At 65.0% G+C, this 18,286-nt stretch carries 21 protein-coding genes and 1 tRNA gene; 11 read left to right on the top strand and 11 right to left on the bottom strand.

Annotated features, from left to right (window positions below):
- The 10 genes from ACEN9P_RS19670 to ACEN9P_RS19715 all read right to left on the bottom strand — a co-directional run bounded on the left by ACEN9P_RS19670 (position 1) and on the right by ACEN9P_RS19715 (position 8,761).
- Positions 1-606 carry a DUF4337 domain-containing protein gene (locus ACEN9P_RS19670; RefSeq protein ID WP_477664044.1) on the bottom strand — a complete coding sequence of 202 codons (606 nt, stop codon included), beginning with the start codon at positions 604-606 and terminating at the stop codon, positions 1-3.
- 90 nt (positions 607-696) lie between these two features.
- Complete coding sequence (locus ACEN9P_RS19675) at positions 697-1,821, bottom strand: ankyrin repeat domain-containing protein (RefSeq protein WP_495620230.1); 1,125 nt, start codon at positions 1,819-1,821, stop codon at positions 697-699.
- Entirely contained in the window at positions 1,818-2,414 is a 597-nt protein-coding gene (locus tag ACEN9P_RS19680; protein ID WP_477716188.1) for a sigma-70 family RNA polymerase sigma factor, read from the bottom strand. Before ACEN9P_RS19680 ends, ACEN9P_RS19675 begins: the two co-directional genes overlap by 4 nt.
- A 32-nt stretch (positions 2,415-2,446) precedes the next feature.
- Positions 2,447-3,337: a hypothetical protein gene (locus tag ACEN9P_RS19685; protein WP_495620231.1), complete on the bottom strand. Its 891-nt coding sequence runs from the start codon at positions 3,335-3,337 to the stop codon at positions 2,447-2,449.
- A gap of 116 nt (positions 3,338-3,453) precedes the next feature.
- Complete coding sequence (locus tag ACEN9P_RS19690; protein WP_495620232.1) at positions 3,454-4,224, bottom strand: M90 family metallopeptidase; 771 nt, start codon at positions 4,222-4,224, stop codon at positions 3,454-3,456.
- A gap of 49 nt (positions 4,225-4,273) precedes the next feature.
- Positions 4,274-5,077 (bottom strand): UDP-2,3-diacylglucosamine diphosphatase, encoded by an 804-nt coding sequence (locus ACEN9P_RS19695; protein WP_477664049.1) that lies wholly within the window; start codon positions 5,075-5,077, stop codon positions 4,274-4,276.
- Positions 5,078-5,094: 17 nt separating this feature from the next.
- Positions 5,095-5,604: a peptidylprolyl isomerase gene (locus ACEN9P_RS19700; protein ID WP_007873399.1), complete on the bottom strand. Its 510-nt coding sequence runs from the start codon at positions 5,602-5,604 to the stop codon at positions 5,095-5,097.
- A 26-nt stretch (positions 5,605-5,630) separates the two neighbouring features.
- Positions 5,631-6,341 (bottom strand): peptidylprolyl isomerase, encoded by a 711-nt coding sequence (locus tag ACEN9P_RS19705; protein ID WP_495622202.1) that lies wholly within the window; start codon positions 6,339-6,341, stop codon positions 5,631-5,633.
- 23 nt (positions 6,342-6,364) lie between these two features.
- Positions 6,365-7,603: a L,D-transpeptidase family protein gene (locus ACEN9P_RS19710; RefSeq protein ID WP_495620233.1), complete on the bottom strand. Its 1,239-nt coding sequence runs from the start codon at positions 7,601-7,603 to the stop codon at positions 6,365-6,367.
- Between the two features lie 72 nt (positions 7,604-7,675).
- The gene (locus ACEN9P_RS19715; protein WP_477700990.1) at positions 7,676-8,761 is read right to left on the bottom strand and encodes a L,D-transpeptidase Cds6 family protein; all 1,086 of its coding nucleotides are present in this window, start codon (positions 8,759-8,761) and stop codon (positions 7,676-7,678) included.
- A gap of 322 nt (positions 8,762-9,083) precedes the next feature.
- Between ACEN9P_RS19715 and cysS the strand changes: the two genes are divergently transcribed.
- The 6 genes from cysS (at position 9,084) to ACEN9P_RS19745 (ending at position 14,753) form a co-directional block, all read left to right on the top strand.
- Positions 9,084-10,460, top strand: a complete 1,377-nt coding sequence (gene cysS / locus ACEN9P_RS19720) for a cysteine--tRNA ligase (protein ID WP_495620234.1) — start codon at positions 9,084-9,086, stop codon at positions 10,458-10,460.
- Positions 10,461-10,521: 61 nt separating this feature from the next.
- The gene (locus ACEN9P_RS19725; RefSeq protein ID WP_007870432.1) at positions 10,522-11,247 is read left to right on the top strand and encodes a DNA-3-methyladenine glycosylase family protein; all 726 of its coding nucleotides are present in this window, start codon (positions 10,522-10,524) and stop codon (positions 11,245-11,247) included.
- Between the two features lie 10 nt (positions 11,248-11,257).
- Entirely contained in the window at positions 11,258-12,235 is a 978-nt protein-coding gene (locus tag ACEN9P_RS19730) for an acetyl-CoA carboxylase carboxyltransferase subunit alpha (protein ID WP_007870434.1), read from the top strand.
- A 30-nt stretch (positions 12,236-12,265) separates the two neighbouring features.
- Positions 12,266-13,225 (top strand): tRNA lysidine(34) synthetase TilS, encoded by a 960-nt coding sequence (gene tilS, locus ACEN9P_RS19735; RefSeq protein ID WP_495620235.1) that lies wholly within the window; start codon positions 12,266-12,268, stop codon positions 13,223-13,225.
- Positions 13,226-13,356: 131 nt separating this feature from the next.
- Positions 13,357-14,625: an aspartate kinase gene (locus tag ACEN9P_RS19740; RefSeq protein ID WP_074575367.1), complete on the top strand. Its 1,269-nt coding sequence runs from the start codon at positions 13,357-13,359 to the stop codon at positions 14,623-14,625.
- 35 nt (positions 14,626-14,660) lie between these two features.
- Positions 14,661-14,753, top strand: a tRNA-Ser gene (locus tag ACEN9P_RS19745).
- Here ACEN9P_RS19745 and ACEN9P_RS19750 read toward each other — a convergent pair.
- Positions 14,721-15,110, bottom strand: coding sequence for a hypothetical protein (locus tag ACEN9P_RS19750; RefSeq protein WP_495620236.1), 390 nt, complete (start codon positions 15,108-15,110; stop codon positions 14,721-14,723). The two genes, ACEN9P_RS19745 and ACEN9P_RS19750, sit on opposite strands and share 33 nt — an antisense overlap.
- Before the next feature lie 739 nt (positions 15,111-15,849).
- On the opposite strand from ACEN9P_RS19750, the gene ACEN9P_RS19755 reads away from it, so the two are divergent.
- The 5 genes from ACEN9P_RS19755 to ACEN9P_RS19775 all read left to right on the top strand — a co-directional run bounded on the left by ACEN9P_RS19755 (position 15,850) and on the right by ACEN9P_RS19775 (position 18,284).
- Positions 15,850-16,170 (top strand): hypothetical protein, encoded by a 321-nt coding sequence (locus ACEN9P_RS19755; RefSeq protein ID WP_495620237.1) that lies wholly within the window; start codon positions 15,850-15,852, stop codon positions 16,168-16,170.
- A gap of 2 nt (positions 16,171-16,172) precedes the next feature.
- Positions 16,173-16,418, top strand: coding sequence for a hypothetical protein (locus ACEN9P_RS19760; RefSeq protein WP_495620238.1), 246 nt, complete (start codon positions 16,173-16,175; stop codon positions 16,416-16,418).
- A gap of 90 nt (positions 16,419-16,508) precedes the next feature.
- The gene (locus tag ACEN9P_RS19765; RefSeq protein ID WP_495620239.1) at positions 16,509-16,727 is read left to right on the top strand and encodes a major capsid protein; all 219 of its coding nucleotides are present in this window, start codon (positions 16,509-16,511) and stop codon (positions 16,725-16,727) included.
- Positions 16,727-17,071 carry a hypothetical protein gene (locus ACEN9P_RS19770; protein ID WP_495620240.1) on the top strand — a complete coding sequence of 115 codons (345 nt, stop codon included), beginning with the start codon at positions 16,727-16,729 and terminating at the stop codon, positions 17,069-17,071. The genes ACEN9P_RS19765 and ACEN9P_RS19770 overlap by 1 nt, the downstream gene beginning before the upstream one ends.
- Positions 17,052-18,284, top strand: a complete 1,233-nt coding sequence (locus tag ACEN9P_RS19775) for a virulence factor TspB C-terminal domain-related protein (RefSeq protein ID WP_495620241.1) — start codon at positions 17,052-17,054, stop codon at positions 18,282-18,284. Before ACEN9P_RS19770 ends, ACEN9P_RS19775 begins: the two co-directional genes overlap by 20 nt.
- The last annotated feature ends 2 nt before the right edge of the window (positions 18,285-18,286 follow it).

Consider the following 18,286-nt stretch of genomic DNA (forward strand, 5'->3'; position numbering starts at 1 on the left):
CTAGGACAGCAGCCGGATCAGCATATCCGGGTGAATGCCCCAGCCTGCCAGGCCGGCCAGGCCCATCATCACGCCAAAACCCGTGGGCACCAGCGCCAGGAAATAGAGCCACCAGAAATGGGTCAGCGCCGTGACGGCCAGCAGTGAAATGGCAATGGCCAGCAGGGCGTCGGCCAGGTCGAACTGGTCGTCGCGGAAATTCGCGGCGTCATAGTCTTTCTGGTCCTGCTCGGCCAGGGTTTTCAGCTCGTCTTTTTTTCTGGCCTGCTCGGCCGCCAGTTGCTCGTACTGCGCAATGGCCTTCTGGTAATTGGCTTGCTCCGACGCTGGCTGTGACGGGGCGGCCAGCCGCAGTTGCAGCAGCGTGCCTTTGGCGACTTCCTCGCGGATGTTGCGCGCCTGGTAGAAGTTCCAGTGGTCCAGCTTGTTGGCCTGCGCCTGCTGCATCGCCTGGACGATGTTGTCGTCCTTGACCTTGCAGATGCCCATGAAGGTGGCCAGCAAGGCAATCGTGATGGCTACAAACTGGTTGAGTTTGCGGAACTGCGCAAAGGATGCGTCGTCGGCGTCGTCGCCCTTGGCAACTTCAAGGGGATCTATATCCATGGGAAGGACCTGTTCGTGAAAAAGGGTTCGGGGGCAAGCGGGCTGCAATGGTACCCCGTGCCATCAGCCTGGCCTGGCGCCGCCGCAAGCTCAGCGGGCCGCTTCGATCAGGTGGGCAATTCCGTCATAGCCCAGCCGCCGCGCATGCTGCAGCGCGTTCAGGCCGTCGTGGTCTATCAATGCCGTGTTCGCGCCTGCCGCGAGCAGTCGCTGGACCACGGCCGTGTGCCCCTGCATGGCGGCCAGCATCAAAGGCGTGCGGCCCGCCGCATCGGCGGCATTGAGGGCCGCGCCTTGCTGGAGCAAACGCCCCACCTGCGGCAGGTCGCCCGCGCGGGCCGCGTTTTGCAACGCGCTTGCCAGTTTGGGTGTGCCGGGTGCTTCCGCGCGCGGGGAGGGCGCAGAAGCGCTGAGTTTTTCCCGTCGCTGCTCTGGTGCTGCGGCCTCGGCTGGCGCAGCGGCGGCGCGTGCCGCCGGCGCTGCCATGGCGGGGGCCGCGGCTGGCGCGGCGACCGGTGCGGCGTCCCGCATGGAAGAGGCCGCCTGCCCGCCCACCACCGCCTCGGCCGGGGGGGCAGGACGTGCGAGTTGCGAGCTTTCTTTGGCGGCGGTAACTTCCGGCGCGGGTGGCGGTGGAGCCGCCGGGGCGGGGGGCGGCGAAGGCGCGGGTGAAGGCGCAGGTGGGGGCGCCGCGCTTGCCTGGGGCGGCGGCGCGGCTTCGGTTTCGGCCTTGCGTGCCACCGAGCCTGTGACGGAGGGCTGGGGTGAGGGTTTTCCGGCGGAGGGTGCCGCGGGGGCTTTCAGGGGCGGCGGCTGGCCCGTCTTGGCGCTGCGGCTATCGGCCTGGGGTGTTTGTTGCGGTGCGGCGGCTGGCGCTGCCTCAGCTGCGGGTGGCGCGCTCGCACTGGGCTGGCCAAACGCCAGGTCTTTTTCTTCGTCGGTGCCGCGGTCGTATTGCAGCACCAGCAAGCCGGTCAAGCCGGCCAGCGCCAGCCCGGCCAGCGCGGAAATTTTCCAGCGCGACTGGTTGGCGGCGGTCGCTGTGGGTGCGCTGTCCGCCGTCGTGGAGGCTTTGTTTGCGGCGATCACCATCTGCGCGTGGGCGCGCACCGCCTCCCGCACATGGGCGCCGGGGCGGCGCGTGTCCTGCGCGCTGGCCTCGCGGTAGCGCTGCGTCAGCTCATCGCCGGGCGGGCTGCGGTCAGGCTCTGTCATGCAAACTCCTGTAGCTGCTGGCGCAGGCTGTTTCGCGCATAGCGCAAACGGCTTTTGGCGGTCTCGAAATTCACGCCGGTGGCGGCGGCGATCTCGTCCACGCTGAGGCCGGCTTCGGCCTGCAGCAAAAAGGCTTCGCGCTGTTCGCGCGGCAGGCGCTCGACCGCGGCGATCAGCGCCGCCGCCTGCTCGCTGGACTCGAGCCGGCGCAGCGGGCCGAAGCCGGAATCGGCCGCCAGCGTGTCGCCGATTCCCGGGCTGTCTTCGTCGCCGCCTGCGTCAAGGCTCACATGGTGGCGCGCGCTGCGAAAGTGGTCAACGAGCCGGTTGTGCGCCATGGTGAACAGCCAGGTCTTGAAGCGCGCCGACACCGTGTAGGTGGGCGCGCTGCGCGCCACGGCAAACCACACGTCCTGCAGCAGGTCGTCGGCCACCGCCTGCACCCGCACGCTGCGAAACACATAGCGCCACACGCCGAGCTCGTGGCGCGCATAGAGCGCATCGAAAGCCGCGATGTCGCCGGCTGCATAGCGCAGCATCAGCGATTCGTCGCTGTCTTCGGCTGCGTTGTCTGGCGTCGGGGCGCTGGGCATGCGCCAGATTATCACGGCGCAGTTGCACGCTTTCAGTATCGGCGCAGAGGAGGGTCGGGGACATAGGACGTGCTGCCCGATTGCGGAAAGGGATCGGGAATGGGGTGGTGCGCCACGGGTTCGCGGATCACGCCACTCGCAACCAGGTTCTCGCGGCTGTCATAACGGATGCGTATCACCTCGTTGGGCTGGGCTTGCAGGCGCGCGAAGCTGGTGTGCGAGACCACCGAGCTTTCGCGCGCGCCGTGGCCCGTGCCCAATTTGGGAGCCGGCAAGGGGGCGGCCTGCGGCTTTCTGAGCAGGCCGTCGGCGGAGGCTGATGCCTCCGCGCCGCCGAGGATGCGATCTGCCAGTGCGGATTTGCCGGCGGCCGCTGATTCCGCGGCGGGTGCTGCAGGGGCTGCGGGGGCGTCGGCCTCACGCTCGCTGCGGCGGGGGCTGGAATACACGGGTGCCTGTGCCACCGGCTCGGGCGGCTGTTCGCGAAACAGCGCCACGCCGATCACGCCGACATTGGCGGGCCGGCCGGTGCGGCCGGCATAAGAGTCCCCCAGCGCGGAAAACTCGAACGCGGCGACCTCGCTGCTGCTTTTGCGCCAGCCCGTCACCTGGTACTGCTGCCAGGGCGAAAACACATAGCCGGTCTGGTCCCAGGCGGCGGTTTCGCCGCTCAGCACATTGACGCCGTCGACGGCGGTTACGGCCAGCAGCCGCTCGCCAAGTTTGTTGCGCACGGCGATCGCGTATTTGGCGCCGTACTGGCCGGCCACCCAGTATTCGCCGCGGTGGTAGTACAGCGGCAGTGTGGCGCCGGTATTGCGGTCCACCACGGTGACGTCGGCCAGGCGGCCTATGGCATGGGCTGGCAGGGCCCAGGCGGACAGGGCCAGCAGGAGGGAGGCGGGGAGGATAAGGGGTTTCATGGGGGCTCCAGAAAGAGGGTGGAGCTCCCTGAAACGGGGCAACTGGGGAAAAGGGGTTAAGCGCGGCGCTCAATACCCCGGTTTCGGAGCTTTGAGGCCCTTGCGGCCCCTCACGCCTATTTGGCGGGAACGAAGAATTTGTCGAACAGCACCGTCAGCGCCGGGAATTCCCGGGTGAAACGTTCGCGGTTGACGAAATAGGCCTCGCAGGCCACGGCAAAAAACTCGGCCGGCGAGTTCGCGCCATAGTCGTCCAGCCACGGCGGCTCGGCGCCGAAGCGTTTGGCCATGGCGACTTTCTCGCAAAATTCATCAAAGGCCGGCTGCATCACCGAGTGCCATCCGCTCATGGCGCTGCGGGTGGACATGGGCGGGCAGCCGTCGGCCGCGCCGTCGCGCATGTCCATCTTGTGGACGAATTCGTGGATCACCACGTTGTGCCCATGTTCGGCCGCGCTGCCCGCGGCGGCTACGTCCTGCCAGCTCAGGGTGACGGGGCCGCCGTCCATGGCTTCGCCCAGCAGTTCTTCACTGTAGCGGTGCACCACGCCGGCCTGGTCGGTGACTTCGCGGCGCGCCAGCATGGCACCGGGATGCACCACGATGCCCTTGAAGTCGTCATACCAGCGCAGGCCCAGGTGCAGCACCGGCAGGCAGGCCTGCGCGGCGATCGCGACGGCCATCTCGTCGGTGACTTTCAGCCCCTGCGCGCCGGTGAACTCTTTTTGCTTGAGGAATTTCCCGGCCATCTCGTGCAACTGCTGCAGTTCGGCCACCGGACGGCGGGCCAGGAAGGGAAACTGCAGCAGGGTGTCCATCCACAGGGTATCGGGAATGGTCTTGGTGGGGGCGCTTTGGCGCCCCAGCGTTCTTAACCAGTTCAGCATGGGGTGGGTGTCTTGGTCGTGGGCAAGGCTTAAAGAGTGGAAAAAAGGGTCAGCACAGGGCGATGCGCTGCAGGCCGGCGGCGGACAGGCGCAGCACGTCTGCGCGCGGAACCGGGGCGGCCGGGTCCCAGTCGCTAAGCACCACCCGCGCCAGGCCCTCGCCCAGGTCGTGCATGGCCGGCTTGTGGGTGTGGCCGTGGATCAGGGTGGGGGCCTTCGCGGCGCGCAGCCATTGGCGCGCGGCTTCGGCATCGACGTCGGCGTAGGATGCGCCCGATTGCTTGCGCGCCTCGCTTTGCCGGCGCAGCGCGCGTGCGATCTCCTGGCGCTCGGCCAGCGGCTTGGCCAGGAAGGCGCGCTGCCATTCAGGGCTGCGCACCTGCTGGCGGAACGCCATGTAGTCGGTGTCGTCCAGGCACAGGGCGTCGCCGTGCGACAGCAGCCAGCGCCGGCCCGAGCCCGCGGGAAATTCCAGCACCGTCGGGTCGTGCAGCAAGGTGGTGTTGCACAGGTCCATCAAGGCCTGGCCTACCAGGAAGTCGCGGTTGCCGTGCATGAAAAAGAGCGCCAGCCGGCCGGCGGCTTCGCCCATGGCGCGCGCGCAGCGCGCGTCAAAACCAGCCGCGGGCGAGGACAAATCTTCGCCCACGGCATCGTCACCGACCCAGACTTCAAACAGGTCACCCAGGATGAAGACCGCGTCGGCGGGCGTGCTTTCAAGGTAATGCCGCCAGGCCTCGAAGGTGGCCGGCTCGCCGGCCTGCAGGTGCAGGTCGGAAATGAAATCGACCGTGCGCCAGGACGGCGGCGCCAAAAGCTCCGCGATCTCGGGGACGGCCTGGGGGGTGTTCACCGGCTGGGTGGGCGGGCTCAGTCCAGCGAGATGGCTCGCTGGATGATCACGTCTTCCATGGGCACGTCGTCGTGAAAGCCCTTGCGGCCGGTCTTGACGGCCTTGATCCTGTCGACCACGTCGGTGCCGGCAATCACCTTGCCGAACACGGCATAACCCCAGCCCGAAGCGCTGGGCGCGGTGTGGTTCAGGAAGCCGTTGTCGGCCACGTTGATGAAGAACTGCGAGCTGGCCGAGTGCGGCGCGTTGGTGCGCGCCATGGCGATGGTGTAGTTGTCGTTCTTCAGGCCGTTGTTGGCTTCGTTCTCGATTTCAGCGTCGGTGGGCTTTTGTTTCATGCCGGGCTCGAAGCCGCCGCCTTGCACCATGAAGCCGGGAATCACGCGGTGAAACACGGTGTTGGCGTAGTGGCCCTTGTTGACGTAGTTCAGGAAGTTGGCGACGGTCTTGGGCGCCTTGGCGGCATCCAGTTCCAGCGTGATGACGCCGTATTCGGCGATGTGGAGTTCGACTCTGGGCTTGCTCATGATGGTGTCCTGTAGGGGGAGGGCGGTTAATTGACGAGGGTTGCTGATTTGATGAGGACGGGCGTTTTGGGAGCGTCGCTCGGGAAGGGGCCGCCCGCGCCGGTCGGCACCGACTTGATTTTGTTGACCACGTCCATGCCGCTGACGACCTTGCCGAAGACGGTGTAGCCGTACAGCTGGGGCGCGTTGACGAGCTGGGCGCGCGGGGTGTTTTCATAGACACGGCCCTGGTATTCGAATCGGGGCACCGGGTCGCCGGGCGGGATGACGGTGGGGTCCAGGAAGTCGTTGTCCTTCACGTTGATGAAGAACTGCGCCGAGGCGGAGTTGGGGTCGTTGGTGCGCGCCATGGCCAGGGTGCCGACCACATTCCTCGGGCCGCCTTTGGCCAGCGCCTCACGGCCTTCATGCGGCACGGGCGGGCGGGTTTTCTTCTCGGCGTAGGTGGCGTCGTAGCCGCCGCCCTGCACCATGAAGTTGCTGATCACGCGGTGGAAAATCGTGCCGTCGTAGTGTTTGTCCTTGACGTATTGCAGGAAGTTCTCGACGGTCTTGGGGGCTTTGTCGGGATAGACCTCGACCACGAAGTCGCCCTCGCTGGTGGCGAATTTGACCTTGGGCGCGCTTTGCGCGAGCGCCGGGCCGGCCAGCAGGGCCAGGCTCGCGGCGGCGGCCAGCGCGAACGCCGCGCGGCGCAAGGGGGAATGGAGGGAATGCAGGAAAGAGGCCGCGGACATCGCCGGCCTGGGGTGAACTGCCATCAAATGGCTCCTTCGAAAAATATTTTCCACTGACTGCCCTGGCGGACCCAGTATTGGCGCTTGGTGCGGCCTGTCTTGGCGCCCTTGACCAGCTCGCCAAAGGTTACCACCATCGTGTCGGTGCTGTCGGTCCAGCGCAGGTAAGACACATCCTTGAGCTGGATACCGCGCCCGCCCAGCTGCTTGAGCTCGCTTTGCAGGGCCGGCGTCCATTCAGCCAGGGTCTTGCCGTAGCTCGTGAAGTCGGGGGTGTACCAGGCGGTGAGCTTGGCGATGTCGCCGCTGGACTTGGCGCTGTGCCAGCCCTGCAGCACGTTTTCAAAGGATTTGATGTCGGACGCCAGCGATTGCGGCGCCACCCATTTGAGGCTGTGCGCGATGACGACGGGCGTGCTGCGCACCTCGACGGTGCGAATGATGCGTTCCAGGTCGGGATTGGCCAGCACCACGCAGCCGTCGGTGGACAGCGGCGCCCGCGAAAACTGCGCCGGCGGCGTGCCGTGCAGCCAGATGCCGCCGCCGGTCTTGCCGCGCTTGACGTCGAGCTGGTTGGGGTAGTTGATGGGCAGCGCGCCCGAGCCGTAGAAGTCGCGCAGCGATTTGGGGTCCAGGTTGCTGGTGATGAAGTACACCCCCAGCGGCGTGCGCAGGTCGCCCTCGACGGATTTTTCAATGCCGGACTTGCCGACCGAGATGTAGTAATCGGCCACCAGCTTGATGCCGGTGGGCGTGTTCTCGAACAGGTAGAGGCGCGACCTGGAGGCGTCGACGGCGATCGCATGCTTGTTGCGCGGCGACAGCGCCAGGAACTGCGAGGGCACGGTGCCCGGCGCCGGGCGCTCGCGCAGCGCACGCAGCCTGAGCAGCGATTCCTGGCGCAGCTCGGCCAGCAGCGGGGCCGCGGCCTTGTTGGCGGTGATGTCGGGCACGTCGCCGGGCGCGCGCAGCGGGCGCGTGAAGCCGGCCAGCAGGTCGCCGTAGACCAGTTGCGCGAGCTGGAAATTGGGATGGTCCTTGACCAGGCTCTCGGCCTTGCGCAGCGCTTCGCGCGGGGCGGACTGGCCGATCAGCTTGTAGATTTCAATCAGGCGGGCTTCCGCCTCGCCGTCGCGTGCCGCGCGTTGCGGCGCGGCGGCGCTGCGCGCCACGACCTTGGCCGCGGTTTCAACACGCGCGGACGCAAGTGCCGGCACCAGGCAAGGTGCCACGAAAAAAAGGGCGGTGAGCACCTTTTTCATGCAAGTTTCCGAGGCAGGGTGCCGGCCGGCGAAGAGGGGCAGGGACGGGCTGGGTAAAACACGTGGGCCAGGTCAGCCGCCCGTGGATTCCTTGACGATCACCCAGCGGTCACCCACCTTGGCGAGGTCCAGGGTCTTGCGGCTGGAGATGTTCAGCGAATCGGCGCTGTAGTCCTGCTTGAAGCGGGCCGTGGCCTTGTTGCCCTGCACCGAAATCGACAGGTTGGAAAGTTTCACGCTGATTTTGGACTTGCCGACGATGCGCGCGCGGCGGTCTTCTTCCCAGGCCTTGCGGGCTTGCTTGCCGGGCGGCTCGAAGTTCTGCCCGTAGCTGCCGAGGTAGCCGCCCATGTCCTTGTCGGACCAGGCCTGGGCCCAGCCGCGCACGGCGGCCTCGACTTCCTTCTCGGCGCCGGTGGCCGCGGCGGGTGCGGCTGCAGGTGCCGGGGCGGTGGCGGCGGGCGCCGGCGTCGCGGCGGGTGCTGGGGCGGCGGGAGCAGCCGCAGGCGCGGGTGTGGGCTTGGCGGCCGGTGCCGGGGCTGCTGCCGGCGCGGCGGCCGTGACCTGGCCGGAAGCCTGGGCGCCGGCGGCGGGCTTGGCGGCGGCTTGCGGCTGGGCCTTGGCGTCGGCCGAGAACAGGTTGCGGATCAGGGCCAGCTTGGGCGGAACGGCCGCATTGCCGCCGTCCAACTGCAGTGCCTTGCTATAGGCCTGGCTGGCCAGGCGGGCATAGACGTCGCCCAGGTTTTCGTGCGCGGTGGCATAGCTGGGGTTGGTGCGTATGGCCATTTCCAGCGCGGCGCGGGCCTTGTCGAACTGGCTCTGGCCGGCGTACAGCACGGCCATGTTGTTGTAGGGCTCGGGCAGCTCGGGGTAGTCTTCGGTGATCTTGGTGAAGGTGGCGATGGCCTCGTTGGCCTTGCCGGTCTCGGTCTGGATCACGCCCTTGAAGAAACGCATTTGCGGGTCGCGCGGCTTGCTGGCGAGGTATTGGTCGACCTTGGCCATCGCCTCGGCGAACTGGCCGGCGCGCATCAGGCGGCTGACATCGGCATAGTCGTCGGCATGGGCCGCGGACATCGACAGGGCGGCGGCAGCCACCAGCAGGCGCAGGACGGCTGACAGGGGTTTGCGTTTAAAAAAGTTTTGCGTGGGCATAAGAACTTCTCGCTATTGTTTTGGGTCCCCTGGGGCTGGTTGAGGGCCGTGGGTCGAAAGTTGCCATAAACAGCCCGGCTTTTCAGGTGGCCAGAGGGGCCGCTGAATGTTGTCCATCGGGCTGGATATACTGGCCGATTGTAGCTGAGGGGGTATAGTCCATGGCCGCCCGGATTCCGTACTTTTCCGTTTTGTCGCAGGTTTTTGCGCGTATGCCAACCGGCCCTTGTCCGCCCCCGGTGTCCGTGAGATAAACCTTTCTGTTCCCCCTGTCCAATTGATAGTCGGTTTTCGACCGATGTCTCCCGCCGCCCCAATTTTCATGAGCCTTCGCATTTACAACACGCTGTCGCGTGCCGTGGAAGAATTTTCCCCCCTGGAGCCCGGCCATGTTCGCATGTATGTGTGCGGCATGACGATTTACGACCTGTGCCATATCGGCCATGCGCGCATGATGATGGCCTTCGACGTGGTCCAGCGCTGGTTCAAGGCCAGCGGCCTGCGCGTGACCTATGTGCGCAACATCACCGACATCGACGACAAGATCATCAAGCGGGCGGTCGAGCGCGGCATCAGCATCCGGGCGCTGACCGACGAGATGATCCAGGCCATGCACCAGGACATAGGCGCGCTGGGCATGGAGCCGCCCTCGCTGGAGCCGCGCGCCACCGAGTACGTGCCGCAGATGCTGGGCCTGATCGCCACCCTCGAGGGCAAGGGCCTGGCCTATAAGGGCTCGACCGGCGACATGAACTATGCGGTGCGCAAGTTCCCCGGCTACGGCAAGCTCTCGGGCAAGTCCCTGGACGAGCTGCGCGCCGGCGAGCGCGTGGCGGTGCTGGACGGCAAGGACGATCCGCTGGACTTCGTGCTCTGGAAGAGCGCCAAGCCCACCGAGCCCGAAGACGCCAAGTGGGACAGCGACTACGGCCCGGGCCGCCCTGGCTGGCACATCGAGTGCTCGGCCATGAGCTGCCAGACATTGGGCGAGACCTTCGACCTGCACGGCGGCGGCGCCGACCTGCAGTTTCCGCACCATGAAAACGAGATCGCCCAGAGCGAAGGCGCGAGCGGCAAGCCGCTGGCCCGCTTCTGGGTGCACAACGGTTTTGTGCGGGTGGACAACGAAAAAATGTCCAAGTCGCTGGGCAATTTTTTCACCATCCGCGACGTGCTCACGCGCTACGACGCCGAGACCATCCGCTTCTTCCTGGTGCGCACGCACTACCGCAGCGCCCTCAACTACAGCGACGCCCACCTGGACGATGCCCGCAGCGCGCTCAAGCGCCTGTACACCGCGCTGGACGGGATCGCGGCGGACACCGTCGCCATCGACTGGGCGCAGCCCTTCGCCGCCCGCTTCAAGGCGGCCATGGACGAGGACTTCGGCACGCCCGAGGCGGTGGCCGTGCTGTTCGATCTGGCCGGGGAAGTCAACAAGACGCGCTCGCCCGCGCTGGCGGGCCTGCTCAAAAGCCTGGGCGGCTGCCTGGGCCTGCTGCAGGGCGAGCCCGGCGCCTACCTGCAGGCCGGCGCCGGCCTGGACGAGGCCAGCATCCAGGGCCTGATCGCCCAGCGCGCCGCCGCCAAGGCCGCGAAAAACTTCGCCGAGGCCGACCGCATCCGGCAGGACCTGCTGGCCCAGGGCATTGTGCTCAAGGACTCCGCCGCGGGCACGACCTGGGAGGTCCAGTCGTGAGCCTTGCCCGACCGGTCGGCCCCCAGCCGCCGCTGAACCCGCAGACCCTGCGCAAGGCGCCATGAAACAGGTCGTCAAAAGCGGCCCGGCCAGCGCCGAACTGGCCGACGTGCCGGGCCCGGTCGCCGCGGCCCCCGCCTACTGGGCCGAGGCCTGCAAGCACCTGGTCAAGAAGGACCGCGTGATGAAGCGCCTGATCCCGCAGTTCGGCGACGCCCACCTGCAGGCCCGCGGCGACGCCTTCAGCACGCTGGCGCGCAGCATCGTGGGGCAGCAGATCTCGGTCAAGGCCGCGCAGACCGTGTGGCACCGCTTCGAGGCCCTGCCCAAAAAGATGACGCCGGCCAATGTGCTCAGGCTCAAGGTCGACGACATGCGGGCCGCCGGCCTGAGCGCGCGCAAGGTCGAATACCTGGTGGACCTGGCCATCAACTTCGACGCCGGCACGGTGCACGTGAAGGACTGGCAGTCCATGGACGACGAGGCCATCATCGCCGAGCTGGTCGCCATTCGCGGCATAGGGCGCTGGACGGCCGAGATGTTTTTGATCTTTTACCTGATGCGCCCCAATGTCCTGCCGCTGGACGACATAGGCCTGATCAGCGGCATCAGCCAGAACTATTTTTCCGGCGAATCGGTCAGCCGCAGCGACGCGCGCGAGGTGGCCGCCGCCTGGGCGCCGTACTGCAGCGTCGCAACTTGGTATATTTGGCGCTCGCTGGATCCCTTGCCGGTCCTGGGTGCCCCTGGCGGCACCGAGCAAGATCTAAGTTTGAAGAAGCCCTGAGGAGCAATACATGGCGAAGAAAACCTTCCTTGATTTCGAGCAGCCGATCGCGGAACTCGAAGGAAAAATTGAAGAACTGCGCTACGTCCAGACCGAGTCGGCCGTCGATATCTCCGAAGAGATCGACCAGCTGGCCAAAAAAAGCCAGCAACTCACCAAAGACATCTACAGCGACCTGACGCCCTGGCAGATCACCAAGATCGCCCGCCACGCCGAGCGTCCCTACACGCTGGACTACATCAACGAAATCTTCACCGATTTCGTCGAGCTGCACGGCGACAGGCACTTCGCCGACGACCTGTCCATCGTCGGCGGCCTGGCCCGCTTCAACGGCACCGCCTGCATGGTGCTGGGCCACCAGAAGGGCCGGGACACCAAGGAGCGCGGCCTGCGCAACTTCGGCATGAGCAAGCCCGAGGGCTACCGCAAGGCGCTGCGCCTGATGAAGACCGCCGAGAAGTTCAAGCTGCCGGTATTCACCTTCGTCGACACGCCCGGCGCCTATCCCGGCATTGACGCCGAGGAGCGCGGCCAGTCCGAGGCCATAGGCCGCAACATCTTCGAGATGGCGCAGCTTGAAGTGCCCATCATCACCACCATCATCGGCGAGGGCGGCTCCGGCGGCGCGCTGGCCATCTCGGTGGCCGACCAGGTGGTGATGCTGCAATATTCGATTTACTCCGTCATCAGCCCTGAGGGCTGCGCCTCCATCCTCTGGAAGACCTCCGACAAGGCCCAGGAGGCGGCCGAAGCCCTGGGCATCACCGCGCACCGCCTCAAGGCCCTGGGCGTGATCGACAAGATCGTCAACGAGCCCGTGGGCGGCGCCCACCGCGACCACAAGCAGATGGCGGCCTTCCTCAAGCGCGCCCTCAACGACGCCTTCCGCCAGGTCAGCGACCTGAAGGTCAAGGAGTTGCTGGACCGCCGCTATGAACGCCTGCAAAGTTATGGCCGCTTTACCGACACCAAGGCCGACGCTAAATAAACCGCCGGCCGCCTGCGCGCCGGGCACGGCGTGAGCGGCCCTAACCCGGCGCTGGCGGCGCTGGAATCCCTTGATCCCGTTTTACCTGTGGGCGTGGCCTACAGCGGCGGCGCCGACTCCACGGCGCTGCTGCTGGCCGCCGCGCAGCGCTGGCCGGGGCAGGTGACGGCGCTGCACATCCACCACGGCCTGCAGGCTGCCGCCGACGACTTCGCGCGGGTTTGCGACGTCACCTGCGCGCGCCTGAAGGTGCCGCTTCAGGTGCTGCGCGTGCAGGCCGGCAACGCGGCGGGCCAGAGCCCCGAGGATGCGGCGCGGCTGGCGCGCTATGCCGCGCTGGCGCAGGCCGCCACCGAAAAAGGCCTGGGCGCGGTGCTGCTGGGCCAGCATGCCGACGACCAGGTCGAGACCCTGCTGCTGGCGCTGAGCCGCGGCGCGGGCCTGCCGGGCCTGGCCTCCATGGCCGCGCGCTTTGAGCGCGGCGGCGTGCTGTTCCTGCGGCCGCTGCTGCAAGTCCCCGCGGCGGCCCTGCGTGCCTGGCTGCTGGAGCAGCAGATCCCCTTTGTCGACGACCCGACCAACAGCGATGAGCGCTACACCCGCAACCGCATACGCGCCCGCCTGCTGCCGGCCCTGGCCGAATCCTTTCCGCAGTTTCGCGAAACCTTCGCGCGCAGCGCCCAGCACGCGGCCCAGGCGCAGGCCCTGCTGGCCGAGGTGGCCCGTGAAGACCTGGCCCGTGTCGGCACGCCACCCGCCATCACAGCCCTGCAGGCGCTTTCCGCGCCGCGCCAGGCCAATGTGCTGCGCCACTGGCTGCTGGAATCGCATGGGGCCACGCCCAGCGCCGCGCAGCTCGAGCAGCTGCTGTCGCAGATCGCCGCCTGCACCACCCGCGGCCACCGCATCCACCTCAAGGTGGCAACCGGCCATGTCACGCGGGCCGGGGCGGCCCTGCGCTACGAAGCCGCGGCGGATAAGCCGGCTTAAGCAGGAAGTAGTCCTCGGTATAATTGAAGGCTTTGCTGGCGTCGCAGCATCGCCAAAAGCCTCTCAATGAGCGCTTTTTGCCGGTAACAGCCCGCAAAAAATTCGCAACAACTTCTGATTGACATCCTGCAATGGCATTGATCGTTCATAAATATGGCGGCACGTCGATGGGCTCGACCGAGCGCATCCGCAACGTGGCCAAACGCGTGGCCAAGTGGGCGCGGGCCGGCCACCAGATGGTCGTCGTCCCCAGCGCCATGAGCGGCGAAACCAACCGCCTGCTGGGCCTGGCCAAGGAACTGGCGCCCGCCAAGGCCGGCGACGCCTACAGCCGCGAACTCGACGCCCTGGCCGCCACCGGCGAACAGGCCTCCAGCGCGCTGCTGGCCATTGCGCTGCAGGCCGAAGGCATGCAGGCCGTGAGCTACGCCGGCTGGCAGGTCACCATCAAGACCAACAACGCCTACACCAAGGCCCGCATCGAGTCCATCGACGACGAGCGCGTGCGCGCCGACCTGGACGCCGGCAAGGTCGTCATCATCACGGGATTCCAGGGCGTGGACGAGGGCGGCAACGTCACCACGCTGGGCCGCGGCGGCTCCGACACCTCGGCGGTCGCCATCGCCGCGGCGCTCAAGGCGCATGAATGCCTGATCTACACCGACGTCGACGGCGTCTACACCACCGACCCGCGTGTGGTGCCCGAGGCGCGCCGCCTGCACACCGTGAGCTTCGAGGAGATGCTCGAGATGGCCTCCATGGGCTCCAAGGTGCTGCAGATCCGCTCGGTGGAATTCGCCGGCAAGTACCGGGTGCCGCTGCGCGTGCTGTCCAGCTTCACCGAATGGGACATCGACATCAACGAAGAAGCCAAGTCAGGCACTTTGATCAGCTTTGAGGAAGACGAAAACATGGAACAAGCCATCGTATCGGGCATCGCTTTCAACCGCGATGAAGCCAAAATCTCCGTGCTCGGCGTGCCCGACACCCCCGGCATCGCCTACCAGATCCTGGGCGCCGTGGCCGACGCCAACATCGAAGTCGACGTCATCATCCAGAACATCAGCAAGGACGGCAAGACCGACTTCAGCTTCACCGTCCACCGCAACGACTACTCCAAGGCCGTCGACCTGCTCAAGACCCAGGTCGTCCCCAAGCTGGGCGCCCAGGAAGTCACCGGCGACGCCAAGATCTGCAAGGTCAGCATCGTCGGCATCGGCATGCGCAGCCACGTGGGCATCGCCAGCAAGATGTTCCGCGTGCTGAGCGAGGAGGGCATCAACATCCAGATGATCTCCACCAGCGAAATCAAGACCTCCGTGGTCATCGACGAGAAGTACATGGAGCTCGCCGTGCGCGCCCTGCACAAGGCTTTTGACCTGGACCAGCCGTCCACCTGAAAATGGTCCGCAAGTCGTGAGATAATCGATTTATTGGAAACGTGACCGAGTGGCCGAAGGTGCTCCCCTGCTAAGGGAGTATGGGGTGTAGAGCCTCATCGAGGGTTCGAATCCCTCCGTTTCCGCCAAGATGACCCCTGTAGGCTTTTTGCTTGCAGGGGTTTTTCTTTGGGCGCTGGCAATCCATCCGTCTCCGGTGGGAATGCGTCAAGCATTGCCCGCATCGTGGCTTTGGCTTGAGCCTCGTACTCATCCGTGGGGTCTAGGGAGTCTTCAAAGTATTCGAAGATTGTCCGCAAGCGGTCTACGCCGGCTATTTCCGCTATCTGGATTCGTTTTTTAAGCCCGCACGCACGCTTGCCTTTCTTGATGTCACTCAGGTTTTGAGGGGTGACATCGATGAGTTTTGCGAGTGCCGTCTGGCTTCCCGCGACCTCTGCTGCTCGTTCAATGGTGTCGGCTAACGGCATTTTTCGCTTCTCCATGGTTGATTTGTACACGCAATAGCGTGTATATTTCGTTTTACACGCTGAAACGTGTATTTACCCCTTTGCATGGGTAATTATCGATCAACTCATTGGAAGGCACTCCATGAAATCTGTTCCTCTCTCTCCAAATTGCCATCTTTGCGGGAAGCCGAAAAAGGTCTTTTCTGGCAAGTTGTCCGGTAAGCCGTACTACCTCCCGCATTCCGGCTCTGATTGCACTCCCCCTGCTGAAAACGATGAGGCCCGCCGGGTGCCTCCGGCCGCTGATTCTGGGCAGGGGGTGTGCATCCCTCGGTACAGCCTGACTTACGCTGATGGGCTTAGCGGCTATCCGGCCTGCATTGGCGGTGACTTCCCCCTGGTGGTGCAGACAGGCCTCATAGCCGCTGACGCGGTTGTGTTGGTCCGTTCGCTGCTCGGACGCGGTATTTCTCCCATCACCGTGACGGCCCTGCCATGAGCGCTGCCCAGCTTTCAAATCTCGACTGCACTCGCCGCCGCGTCGTGAAAAAAGGCTGCGTGGTGCAGTTTCCTGGTGGCGCTACGGCGCGTGTTGTGCGTGTGCGTCTTGGGTCGATGTGGTTTGACCTCGGCGCTCGGACGGGCCCGTCTGAGTCTTGGTTGCCATGCAGTCAGGTCAAGGTGCTGAGTGACTGAGTCCGGCCTTAAGCCTTCGCGTGAAGGTTTCGGGCCGGGTTCCGGCGCTACATCAACCATCGACTAAAGGAATTTCATCATGACCGTTTTTTCATCGACCGTTCGCATTCTCACCGTGGAAAGCGAAGAACGCACCACCGCCAAGGGCAACAAGTTTCCGCACTTCGCCGCACGTTCCATCTTGCTGGCCGACGACGGGGAAACCGTCATCACGGTGGGCGCACTCCGCACCCGCGATGAGGCCTTGCAAAAGAAGTGCGTGCCCGGCACCTTTCGCGCCACCTTCGCGCTGCAGGTTCCCGACTGGGGCGACAACAAGGGCGACATCTGCGCCGTGCTTACCGACCTCACGCCCATTCCTGCTTCGCAGGTTCGTCGTCCAGCCGCTGCTTCGACCTGACCATGCAGCCCGAAGTCTTGATTGAACTCGTCAAGGTGTTGTTGCTCCTGTCGCTGGTGGCGGGGGCCTGCGGGGCCTTCGTGGCTTCGTTGGTGGGGGATGTAGTGCGGGAGCTTGTTGAGCTCGTGCTGCGTCGTTTACGTCCGCCCAGCCCTGCGCAATTGCAGGTGATGGCTCGTGTCATGCGCACCCGTGCTGCCCAGTTGGAGATTCAAGCAGAGAAACAGCTCGCTCTTGCGAAGAAGTGACTCCAGCCTGTAGGCCCGCATCGCTGTGAAGCGCCCGGGTCTATGGGGTGTAGTTCCGAACCTCGGACCACCTTTCAAGGAGTAAGACGTATGTTGAAAATCAAGCATCTGTGGGCCGTCATAACCGGCTTCATTCTGTCCCTGAGCGTGGGCCTGGCGCACGCCGTGGACAGCGAGCTGGTGACCTCGGCCAAGGCCGGCATTGACCAGGCCAAGGGCGACACCATGTCGGTCGGCGGCACGCTGCTGATCCTGTTCGCGGCGCTGTTCGGCCTCTACATGCTGATCGGCATGTTGAAGAAACGCTGATGGCTGCAGGCTTCAATCATGAGGGGGTCTGTTACCTCAGCGTAGGCGAAGCCTTGAACGTCCGCTGCAGCACTGTCTCGACCGTCCTAGCTGACGGCACCGTGATGAGCTGCAGCGGCGTTTCTAACCTCACTGCCATCGGCGGTGATCTCTCCTACCAAAGAACCTCACCTACGGGCGCCGTCACCGTTCAGCTCGTGCCCGTGGTCCCTCTGCCATGTGACAAACCGACCTGGGGCGATACCTACATGCCGCTCATAGGCTATTGCACGCTGATGGTGGTCACGCTTCTTGGCTTAAAGATTTTGATCGGCATGTTTCAACATGACAACCTTCCATCATGACAATCGATTTGGTCGTCTTCGCCTTCTTGCTGTTGGTGGTCTACTGGTTTTTCTGTCACTGATCGCCTGCGGCTCTGCGCGTGCTGGGTGGATCGCGGGTGGTACTCCTTGCTTAGCTACTGTGGCTGAGGTGGCTGCGATTAATGTTGTACCTAGAAACGGAATTTCGGGCGGGTATATCTGGGTAGTCACGCTGACCTACGCGAATGAAAGCACGGGCGTGTTTGGGGGTACCTACACGACCCAGCCTGTCGGGGGTGGCCCGGTGAACCCGTCGCAAGCGTGGAGTGCACAAGCGACGCCTTGCACCATCGACACCTGCACTGCCGGCCCAGCAGGCTTTCATCGCGGCGTTGTTGCCGGCGAAAAGGTCAACCCCTTCAATACCTGCTATCAGAACTGCGTGACCTCCGCAGTCCCGCGGCTGGACCTCGGTCTGTCCGTTACCTCGGGAAATCCGGTGCAGACCTACGCGACCTGGGAATTGGTCCGCAAAGCCCAGCAGTGCGACTCGGCTACTTCGACACTGCCCAGCTTGCCATCGTCCGGCACCACGCCTACGCCGCCGACACCGGAGCCAGAGTGCCCTGCAGGCCAGAGGCGCGTTTATTTCGCATCGGGTGTGCCTACCTGCGCACCCATTCCCGAAGATCGCTTCTGTCCCGTGGGCTACACCTACGGCACCATCAACGGTAAGGACACCTGCATTAGCCAGAGTAACGGCCCGCCAACCTCAAGCAGCCCGACCACGACCGACAAAACGCCGACCACAGAGTCCAAAGAGTCCACCACGACCACGACGAACCCGGACGGCTCCACCACGACGACAAAAACTGTTAGTGACGGTCGAGGCGGCGGCTCGGTCACGACCACCACGACAAGCGCCGACGGCAAAACCATCGAGTCCGTCACCAAAAAGATGGGAGATGACCCGGACGGCAAGTGCGAACCCGGCACGCTCGGCTGCATGAAACCTGGCACACCCAGCGGCAATGGGCCCGCAAAGTCTGAGCGCACCGTCACGCTCGGCGGTACAGGCCTTAGTGGCTTCTCTAGCGAGTGCCCTGCGGATAGGACCATTGATACCCAGTTTGGAACGCTGCACGTCAGCTTCTCGGCTATGTGCAGTGTTGCGCCGAACATCAAGCCGTTGATTCTGCTTGCTGCTGCTCTTATCGCAATGTCAATCGTCGTTAGCTCTTTGAAGTCATAACC

The sequence above is a fragment of the Polaromonas sp. Polasp52 genome (genome assembly GCF_059491565.1).

Excerpts from the sequence above, each read along its gene's own strand:
- ACEN9P_RS19715 (WP_477700990.1), bottom strand. The coding sequence starts at position 8,761 with ATGCCCACGCAAAACTTTTTTAAACGCAAACCCCTGTCAGCCGTCCTG.
- ACEN9P_RS19680 (WP_477716188.1), bottom strand. The coding sequence starts at position 2,414 with ATGCCCAGCGCCCCGACGCCAGACAACGCAGCCGAAGACAGCGACGAA.
- ACEN9P_RS19690 (WP_495620232.1), bottom strand. The coding sequence starts at position 4,224 with ATGCTGAACTGGTTAAGAACGCTGGGGCGCCAAAGCGCCCCCACCAAG.
- ACEN9P_RS19670 (WP_477664044.1), bottom strand. The coding sequence starts at position 606 with ATGGATATAGATCCCCTTGAAGTTGCCAAGGGCGACGACGCCGACGAC.
- ACEN9P_RS19705 (WP_495622202.1), bottom strand. The coding sequence starts at position 6,341 with ATGTCCGCGGCCTCTTTCCTGCATTCCCTCCATTCCCCCTTGCGCCGC.
- ACEN9P_RS19725 (WP_007870432.1), top strand. The coding sequence starts at position 10,522 with ATGAAACAGGTCGTCAAAAGCGGCCCGGCCAGCGCCGAACTGGCCGAC.
- ACEN9P_RS19685 (WP_495620231.1), bottom strand. The coding sequence starts at position 3,337 with ATGAAACCCCTTATCCTCCCCGCCTCCCTCCTGCTGGCCCTGTCCGCC.
- ACEN9P_RS19675 (WP_495620230.1), bottom strand. The coding sequence starts at position 1,821 with ATGACAGAGCCTGACCGCAGCCCGCCCGGCGATGAGCTGACGCAGCGC.
- ACEN9P_RS19710 (WP_495620233.1), bottom strand. The coding sequence starts at position 7,603 with ATGAAAAAGGTGCTCACCGCCCTTTTTTTCGTGGCACCTTGCCTGGTG.
- ACEN9P_RS19750 (WP_495620236.1), bottom strand. The coding sequence starts at position 15,110 with ATGGAGAAGCGAAAAATGCCGTTAGCCGACACCATTGAACGAGCAGCA.
- ACEN9P_RS19740 (WP_074575367.1), top strand. The coding sequence starts at position 13,357 with ATGGCATTGATCGTTCATAAATATGGCGGCACGTCGATGGGCTCGACC.
- ACEN9P_RS19700 (WP_007873399.1), bottom strand. The coding sequence starts at position 5,604 with ATGAGCAAGCCCAGAGTCGAACTCCACATCGCCGAATACGGCGTCATC.
- ACEN9P_RS19765 (WP_495620239.1), top strand. The coding sequence starts at position 16,509 with ATGTTGAAAATCAAGCATCTGTGGGCCGTCATAACCGGCTTCATTCTG.
- ACEN9P_RS19775 (WP_495620241.1), top strand. The coding sequence starts at position 17,052 with ATGACAACCTTCCATCATGACAATCGATTTGGTCGTCTTCGCCTTCTT.
- ACEN9P_RS19770 (WP_495620240.1), top strand. The coding sequence starts at position 16,727 with ATGGCTGCAGGCTTCAATCATGAGGGGGTCTGTTACCTCAGCGTAGGC.
- ACEN9P_RS19755 (WP_495620237.1), top strand. The coding sequence starts at position 15,850 with ATGACCGTTTTTTCATCGACCGTTCGCATTCTCACCGTGGAAAGCGAA.
- ACEN9P_RS19760 (WP_495620238.1), top strand. The coding sequence starts at position 16,173 with ATGCAGCCCGAAGTCTTGATTGAACTCGTCAAGGTGTTGTTGCTCCTG.
- cysS (WP_495620234.1), top strand. The coding sequence starts at position 9,084 with ATGAGCCTTCGCATTTACAACACGCTGTCGCGTGCCGTGGAAGAATTT.
- ACEN9P_RS19730 (WP_007870434.1), top strand. The coding sequence starts at position 11,258 with ATGGCGAAGAAAACCTTCCTTGATTTCGAGCAGCCGATCGCGGAACTC.